Source organism: uncultured Georgenia sp. (genome assembly GCF_937958535.1).
Taxonomy (GTDB): domain Bacteria; phylum Actinomycetota; class Actinomycetes; order Actinomycetales; family Actinomycetaceae; genus Oceanitalea.
Genome location: NZ_CALGNQ010000261.1, coordinates 1 through 7,384, shown reverse-complemented (window position 1 = coordinate 7,384; position 7,384 = coordinate 1). Strand labels below are relative to the sequence as shown.

Annotated in this window: 8 protein-coding genes; all 8 read left to right on the top strand. The window is 72.6% G+C overall.

All coding sequences use genetic code 11. From position 1 onward, the window contains the following. Positions 1 to 713: respiratory nitrate reductase subunit gamma (narI, locus tag Q0195_RS14160; RefSeq protein ID WP_299279657.1), on the top strand; the 713-nt coding region annotated here is incomplete at its 5' end. Between the two features lie 260 nt (positions 714 to 973). Continuing rightward, positions 974 to 1,825, top strand: coding sequence for a sugar ABC transporter permease (locus Q0195_RS14155; protein ID WP_299279661.1), 852 nt, complete (start codon positions 974 to 976; stop codon positions 1,823 to 1,825). 41 nt (positions 1,826 to 1,866) lie between these two features. Next, positions 1,867 to 2,748: a carbohydrate ABC transporter permease gene (locus Q0195_RS14150; protein WP_299279659.1), complete on the top strand. Its 882-nt coding sequence runs from the start codon at positions 1,867 to 1,869 to the stop codon at positions 2,746 to 2,748. A 49-nt stretch (positions 2,749 to 2,797) separates the two neighbouring features. Then, positions 2,798 to 4,129, top strand: a complete 1,332-nt coding sequence (locus tag Q0195_RS14145; RefSeq protein WP_299279655.1) for an ABC transporter substrate-binding protein — start codon at positions 2,798 to 2,800, stop codon at positions 4,127 to 4,129. A 149-nt stretch (positions 4,130 to 4,278) separates the two neighbouring features. Continuing rightward, a complete protein-coding gene (locus Q0195_RS14140; RefSeq protein WP_299279653.1) occupies positions 4,279 to 4,689 on the top strand; it encodes a helix-turn-helix transcriptional regulator in 411 nt (136 codons plus the stop codon). Next, positions 4,686 to 5,438, top strand: coding sequence for a molybdate ABC transporter substrate-binding protein (gene modA, locus Q0195_RS14135; RefSeq protein ID WP_299279651.1), 753 nt, complete (start codon positions 4,686 to 4,688; stop codon positions 5,436 to 5,438). The genes Q0195_RS14140 and modA overlap by 4 nt, the downstream gene beginning before the upstream one ends. Beyond that, entirely contained in the window at positions 5,435 to 6,265 is an 831-nt protein-coding gene (locus Q0195_RS14130; protein WP_299279650.1) for an ABC transporter permease, read from the top strand. Before modA ends, Q0195_RS14130 begins: the two co-directional genes overlap by 4 nt. Beyond that, on the top strand, positions 6,262 to 7,329 hold the full coding sequence (locus Q0195_RS14125) for an ABC transporter ATP-binding protein (RefSeq protein WP_299279648.1): 1,068 nt from the start codon (positions 6,262 to 6,264) through the stop codon (positions 7,327 to 7,329). Before Q0195_RS14130 ends, Q0195_RS14125 begins: the two co-directional genes overlap by 4 nt. The last annotated feature ends 55 nt before the right edge of the window (positions 7,330 to 7,384 follow it).

Sequence of the window (7,384 nt, the reverse complement as noted above, 5' to 3'; positions counted from 1 at the left end):
TCTGGCGCTACCGCTACGACAAGTTCGGCTGGACCACCCGCTCCTCCGAGCTGTACGAGCACGCGCTGCTGCGGCTCGGCTCCCCGCTGTTCCACTTCGGCATCCTCTTCGTCGCCGTCGGCCACTTCATGGGGCTGCTCATCCCGATGTCGTGGACCGAGGCGGTGGGGATCGGGCAGGACTTCTACCACTTCATCGCCACCTACATGGGCTCGCTGGCCGGGCTCATGACCATCGTCGGCCTGGGGATCCTCATCTACCGACGGCGCAAGACCGGCCCGGTCTTCCTCGCCACCACCCGGATGGACAAGCTCATGTACGTCCTGCTCGGGCTGCCGATCCTCCTGGGCATGTGGGCCACCGTGCAGAACCAGATCCTCGCCGGCGGCCACGGGTACAACTACCGCGAGACCATCTCGCCCTGGCTGCGCTCGCTGTTCGCCTTCCAGCCCCAGCCCGAGCTCATGGCCGACGTCCCCTACCAGTTCAAGCTGCACGTCGTCGCGGCGTTCCTGCTCTTCCTCGTGTGGCCCTTCACCCGGCTCGTCCACGCCTTCTCCGCGCCGGTGCAGTACTCGACACGGCCCTACATCGTCTACCGCTCCCGCGACGTCCCCGCGCGAGGCACCCGCGAGCCGGGGCGGGGCTGGGAGCCGGTCGGCACCCCGCAGGACCGACGCCGGCGGCGCACCCCGACGAGCACGGAGCTGTGACCGGGGCTCTCCTCGTCACCTGGCGTTCATGTGGTCGCCGTCACGCAGTTGCCGTCGTCGATCGGGGCTCCTGGTAACGTCCGAACGATGTCCGACGTCGGGAAGGAGATCGGGTGACCGCGCTGCGCTCAGCGGAGTCGCGTGACGAGGGCGCTGCAGGGACGGCGCAGGTCGACCGCGGCGAAGGCCCTCGCGAGCCCGCCGACCGCGCCCTCGCCCGCAAACGGGCCCGGCGCCGGCGGCAGTCGAAGAACTGGTCCCTGTTCCTCCTCTTCGCCGGGCCGAACATCCTCCTCATCCTGGCGTTCATCTACTACCCGCTGGTCAGCAACATCTACTACTCGACGCTCGACTGGCGGCTCGGCTCCCCGCGGGCCACCCCCGTGGGGCTGGACAACTACGTCCGCTTCTTCACCTCCCCCAACGGGGTGGAGGTGTGGCGGGTCACCGGCATCTTCACCGCCGGCGCGGTCATCGGGTCGATGGTCCTCGGCCTGCTCATCGCGCTCGTGCTGAACAAGAAGATCCCCGGACGCACGGTCGCCCGCACCGCCGTCTTCTCGCCCTACGTGCTCTCCGGAGTCGGCGTGGCGATGGTGTGGAACTTCATCTTCGACCCCAGCACCGGCGCCCTGCGGCACATCCTCGGCTTCTTCGGGCTGCAGTCCCCGGAGTGGTACCTCGACGAGAACTGGGCGTTGGCGATGGTCATCATCGTCTACGTCTGGAAGAACCTGGGCTACTGCGCGGTGGTCTTCCTCGCCGGGCTGCAGTCGATCCCGCAGGACCTCATCGAGGCGGCGACGCTGGACCGGGCCGGCCCGGTGCGGCGCTTCTTCTCCATCGTCCTGCCGCTGCTGACGCCCACGGTCTTCTTCCTGTTCGTCACCAACATCATCTTCTCGATGACGAACGCCTTCGACATCCTGCGGACGATGACGCCCACCGGCCACGGGACGAACACGATCATCTTCGAGATCTACCTCCAGTCCTTCGGGGCCTACCAGCGGGCCGGCTACTCCGCCGCGATCGCCGTCGTCCTCTTCCTCACCCTGTTCCTCATCACCGCGGTGCAGCTGCGGTACGTCGAGCGGAAGGTGCACTACCAGTGAGCGACTCCGCGGTGGTCAGCGCCGTGACCGGCCCGGGGGGCATCGCGCCCCGGCCGAAGGAGCGGCGCACCGGCGACTGGGCCAAGGCGTTCGCGCCCCGCAACCTCGCCGACACCATCCTCGCCGGCTACCTGCCGATCCTCCTCGCGCTGCTCATCATCGTGCTCCCGCTGGCCTGGATGGTCCTGTCCAGCTTCAAGCCGCCGAGCGAGATCCTCACGCTCAACCCGACGCTGCTGCCCCAGGAGCCGACCCTCGACAACTACGCGGCCGTGGCCGAGCGGGTCCCGCTGCTCACCGTGCTCCGCAACAGCGTCATCGTCACGGCCGTCGGAGCCTCGATCAAGGTCCTGCTCGCGGTGACGACGGCCTACGCGCTGGTGTTCATCCGGGTCCGCGGCGCCAACCTCATCTTCCTCGGGATCCTCGTCGCGCTCATGGTGCCGCCCGAGGTGTCGATGCTGCCGAACTACCTGACGATCTCCTCGCTGGGCGGCCGCAACACGCTGTGGGGCATCATCCTGCCCGGACTCGGGACGGCGTTCGGCACCTTCCTCCTGCGGCAGCACTTCAAGGCCCTGCCCCGGGAGATCTTCGAGGCCGCCGAGCTCGACGGCGCCGGCCACGTACGCAAGCTGTTCCAGATCGCCGCCCCCGTCTCGGTGCCGGCCATCGCGACCGTGGCTCTGGTGACGATCGTCAACGAGTGGAACAACTTCCTGTGGCCGCTCATCATCATCGACTCCCCGGACAAGATGACCCTGCCGGTGGGCCTCAACCTGCTGCAGTCCATCGAGTCGCAGACCGGCAGCTACGGCATCCTCATGGCCGGCGCGGTCATGGTCATCGTCCCGGTGCTGGTGATCTTCGCGGCGCTGCAGCGCTACGTCGTCGCCGGCCTCACCCAGGGCGCCGTGAAGTGACGTCCGGGGCCACGAACCACCTCCGTCCGACTACTGAAGGAGCACACACATGAGGACACCACTTGTCCGCACGGTCCGCAGCGTGGCGGTGCTGGGCGTCGCCGCGCTGGCCCTGTCCGCCTGCGGGCCGGACACGAGCGGCGGATCGGACGACAACGGCGGTGACCAGGGCGGTGACGTCGACCTCGCCGAGGTCGAGCCCGCCGACGAGATCACCTTCTGGACCAACCACCCCGGTGGCTCCCAGGACGTGGAGAACGAGCTCATCGAGGCGTTCACCGCCGAGACCGGCATCACGGTCAACGTCGTGACGTCCGGCGCGAACTACGAGGAGACCTCCCAGCGCTTCCAGACGTCGCAGGGCAACGCGGAGGTCGACGTCATCGTCCTGTCCGACGCGACCTGGTTCCCCAACTACCTCAACGACGCGCTCACCCCCGTGGACGACCTCCTCGAGGCGGCCGGTGTGGACACCTCCGGGTACGTCGAGGCGCTGTACGAGGACTACCTCTACGAGGGCCGGCACTACGGCGTCCCCTACGCCCGCTCGACCCCGCTCTTCTACTACAACGTCGACCACTACGAGCAGGCCGGCATCGAGGCCCCGCCCGAGACGTGGGAGGAGGTCGCCGAGGTCTCCCAGCGCCTGATGGAGGCCGGGGTGGCCGAGTCCGCCTTCGCCTTCCCGCCGCAGGACGAGTACCCCGCCTGGTGGATGCAGAACATCGTCTGGGGCTACGGCGGTGGCTGGTCCGAGGAGTGGGACTTCTCCCCGGTGGCCTCCCCGGAGACCGTCGCGGCGCTCGAGTTCGCCCAGGCCGCGGTCGGTGACTGGGCCTCGGTCGCCTCGGGCGACCCGGCCGACAACTTCGCCTCCGGTGCCGCGAGCCAGATCGTCCAGTCGACCGGCTCCCTCGGCGGCATCCTCGACAGCGCCACCTTCGAGGTGGGCACCGCCTTCCTCCCCGGTGGCCCGGCCGCCGAGGGCGAGACCCCGACCGGTGGTGCCGGCCTCATGATCGCCGCCGACAGCACCCCCGAGCGCCAGCTCGCCGCGGCCATGTTCATGGGCTTCATGACGAGCCCGGAGTCGACCGCGAAGTTCTCCGCCGCGACCGGGTACATGCCGGTGCACACCGAGGCCGACATGTCGGACGTCTACGCCGAGACCCCGCAGTTCCAGACCGCGGTCGAGCAGCTGAGCCGGGCCCGGGTCCAGGACTTCGCCCGGGTCTTCGTGCCGGGCGGCGACCTGCTCCTGTCGCAGACACTGCAGCGCATCCTCACCACCGACGTCGACGTGGCCGAGGAGATGGCCGCGGTGCAGACCGAGCTGGAGAGCCTGTACGAGTCGGACCTCGCCGCCGAGGTGGAGGGCTGACACCCGGGGCAGACAGCCCGTAGCGCCTGAGCCCGACGCCGAGGCGGACCCCCGCGGTCCCCTCGGCGTCGGCGTCCCCAGCGGGGTCTTCCGCTGTTGCGGTGATGAACTGAGTGTGAAGGCGCATCTGCGGCGCTACTATCGGCGACATGCCGCAGTTCCGGATCGGCCAGGCGGCCTCGCTCCTCGGGGTCAGCGACGACACGGTGCGCCGCTGGGTGGACGACGGCCGCCTGGAGGCGCGGCGCGACGACGCCGGGCGGATGGTCCTGGACGGGGCCGACCTCGCCCGCTTCGCCCAGGAGCTCGCCGAGCGGCGCCGGCTGCCGGAGGTCGGCGGCGTCTCCACCTCCGCGCGCAACCGGTTCACCGGCCTGGTCACCCGGGTGCTGCGCGACGGCGTCATGGCCCAGGTCGACCTCCAGTGCGGACCGTTCCGCGTCGTCTCCCTCATGAGCGCCGAGGCGGTCGAGGAGCTCGGGCTGACGCCGGGCTCGCTCGCCTCCGCCGTCGTCAAGGCGACGACCGTCGTCGTCGAGGCACCGCAGGAGGGCACGTGAGGCGGCGGCTGCCCGTGGGCGCCGCCTGCGCCGTGACGCTCGCCCTCGCGCTGGCCGGGTGCGGCGCGGGCGCGGAGGGCGAACGCCTCACCGTCTTCGCGGCGTCCTCGCTCGGCGGCCCGTTCAGCGTGCTCGGCGTGCGGTTCGCCGAGGAGCACCCGGACGTGGAGCTGACCTTCTCCTGGGCGGGCTCCGCCGACCTCGTCGCCCAGGTCGCCGCGGGCGCCCCGGCGGACGTGCTGGCCACCGCCGACGAGCGGACGATGGCCGACGCCGTCGCGGCGGGGGTGGTCTCCGGCGAGCCCGTCGTGCTCGCGCAGAACACCCTCACCCTCATCACCCCGGACGGGAACCCCGCCGGGGTGACCGGGCTGGACGAGAGCCTGGACGGTGCGGACCTCGTCGTCTGCGCACCCCAGGTGCCCTGCGGGGCGGCGACGCTCGAGCTGGCCGAGCGGCGCGGCGTCACCCTCGCGCCGGTGAGCGAGGAGGGCAGCGTGAGCGACGTGCGCGCCAAGGTCGCCACGGGGCAGGCCGACGCCGGGGTGGTGTACGCCAGTGATGCCGCCCTGGTGGCGGACGCCGTCGACGTCGTGCCCGTGCCCGGGGCCGAGGACGTCGTCAACCGGTACCCGGTGGCCGTCGTCGCCGACAGTCCATCCCCGGACCTCGCCGAGGCATGGGTGGAGCTGGTCAGCGGACCCGAGGGTCGGGCCGCCTTCCGCGACGCCGGGTTCGGGCTGCCGTGACGACCCGTCCGGCGACCGAGCCGGTGGGGCTGCCGCGGTGGCTGCTGGTCCCCGCCGCCGCCGGTGTGCTGCTCGTCGCCGTCCCGGTGGTCGGGCTGCTGCTGCGGGTGCCGTGGGCCGAGCTGCCGCGGCTGCTCGGCTCCGAGGCGTCCCTCGCCGCACTCGGGCTCAGCCTGCGGACGTCGGTCGCTGCCACCGCGCTGGCGACGGCGCTCGGCGTGCCGCTCGCGCTCGTCCTCGCCTGGGCCCGACCCCCGCTCGTGCGGCTGGTCCGCACCGTCGTGCTGCTGCCGCTCGTCCTGCCGCCGGTCGTCTCCGGGCTCGCGCTGCTCACGACGTTCGGGCGGCGCGGGCTGCTCGGGCGACACCTCGAGGTGCTCGGTCTCGACATCGCCTTCTCCACCACGGCGGTGGTGCTGGCACAGGCCTTCGTGGCGCTGCCCTTCCTCGTCCTCTCCGTCGAGGGGGCGGCGCGGTCCACCGGCCGCCGCCACGAGGTGGTCGCGGCCGGCCTGGGCGCCCGGCCCACGACGGTGCTGCGCCGGGTGACGCTCCCGCTGCTCGCCCCCGCCCTCGGCTCGGGGACAGCGCTCGCCTTCGCCCGCTGCCTGGGCGAGTTCGGTGCCACCCTGACCTTCGCGGGCTCGCTCCAGGGCGTGACCCGCACCCTTCCGCTGGAGATCTACCTGCAGCGCGAGACCAACCCGGATGCCGCGGTGGCGCTGGCGCTCGTGCTCGTCGCGCTCGCCGCCGTCATCGTCCTGCTCACCCAGCGGCCCGCCCGGTCCGCAGACCGCGGGCGACGCTCCGACGGAGGCTCGGCGTGAGCGCGCTGGTGCTCCGGGCGGCGGTCCCCGAGCGCGGGGTGGAGCTCGACGTCGAGGTCGCCGCCGGCCGGGTCACCGCGCTCGTCGGGGCCAACGGGGCCGGGAAGTCCACCGCCGTCGCCCTGGCCGCGGGCACGCTGCGCCCGGGTGCGGGGGAGGTGTGGGTCGGGGGTCGGCGGGTCGCCGGCCCCGGAGCCTGGGTGCCGCCGCATGCCCGCCGCATCTCCCTGCTCGCCCAGGAGCCGTTGCTCCTGCCGCACCTCGACGTGCTGGCCAACGTCGCGTTCGGGCCCCGCGCCCGTGGGCTGGGCCGACGCGCCGCCGAGCGTGTCGCCCGGGAGCGGCTCACGGAGGTGGGGGCTGCGGGGCTGGCCGCGCGGCGGCCGCGCGAACTGTCGGGCGGGCAGGCCCAGCGGGTGGCGCTCGCACGCGCCCTGGCACCCGATCCCGAGCTGCTCCTCCTCGACGAGCCGCTCACCGCGCTCGACGTCGCCGCCGCCGCCGAGCTGCGCCAGGTGCTGCGCCGCGTGCTGCGCGACGCCGCCCGCTCCGCCGTCGTCGTCACCCACGACCTGCTCGACGTCCTCGCCGTGGCCCATGACGTCGTCGTCCTCGAGGGCGGCCGGGCGGTCGAAGAGGGGGCGACGGCGGAGGTGCTCACCCGCCCGCGGTCGGGCTTCGCCGCGCGGCTGGCGGGGGTCAACCTCGTCATCGGGCAGGCCGACGGGCCGGCCGCGGTCCGGGCGGGCGGTGACGTCGTCCACGGGGTGGCCGCGAGCCCGGGCGGCCCTGCGGGGGAGGGGAGGGCGGCGGCGACCTTCCCCCCGCGCGCCGTCGCCGTCCACCGGACGCCGCCGGGAGGCAGCCCGCGCAACGCCCTGCCGGTGCGGGTGTCCGGGCTCGAGCAGCAGGGTGCCCTGGTGCGGGTGCGTGGCGAGACCCCGTCGGGCAACCGGCTCGCAGCCGACGTCACCCCCGCGGCGCTCGCCTCGCTCACCGTCGCCGTCGGCGAGACGGTGACCTTCGTCGTCAAGGCCGCCGAGGTCGAGATCTACCCCGCATGACACTGCCGGCCCCTCCCCGCATCTCACCGAGAGCCCACTTTCCACCGACAGCCCA

Excerpts from the sequence above, each read along its gene's own strand:
- Q0195_RS14145 (WP_299279655.1), top strand. The coding sequence starts at position 2,798 with ATGAGGACACCACTTGTCCGCACGGTCCGCAGCGTGGCGGTGCTGGGC.
- Q0195_RS14140 (WP_299279653.1), top strand. The coding sequence starts at position 4,279 with ATGCCGCAGTTCCGGATCGGCCAGGCGGCCTCGCTCCTCGGGGTCAGC.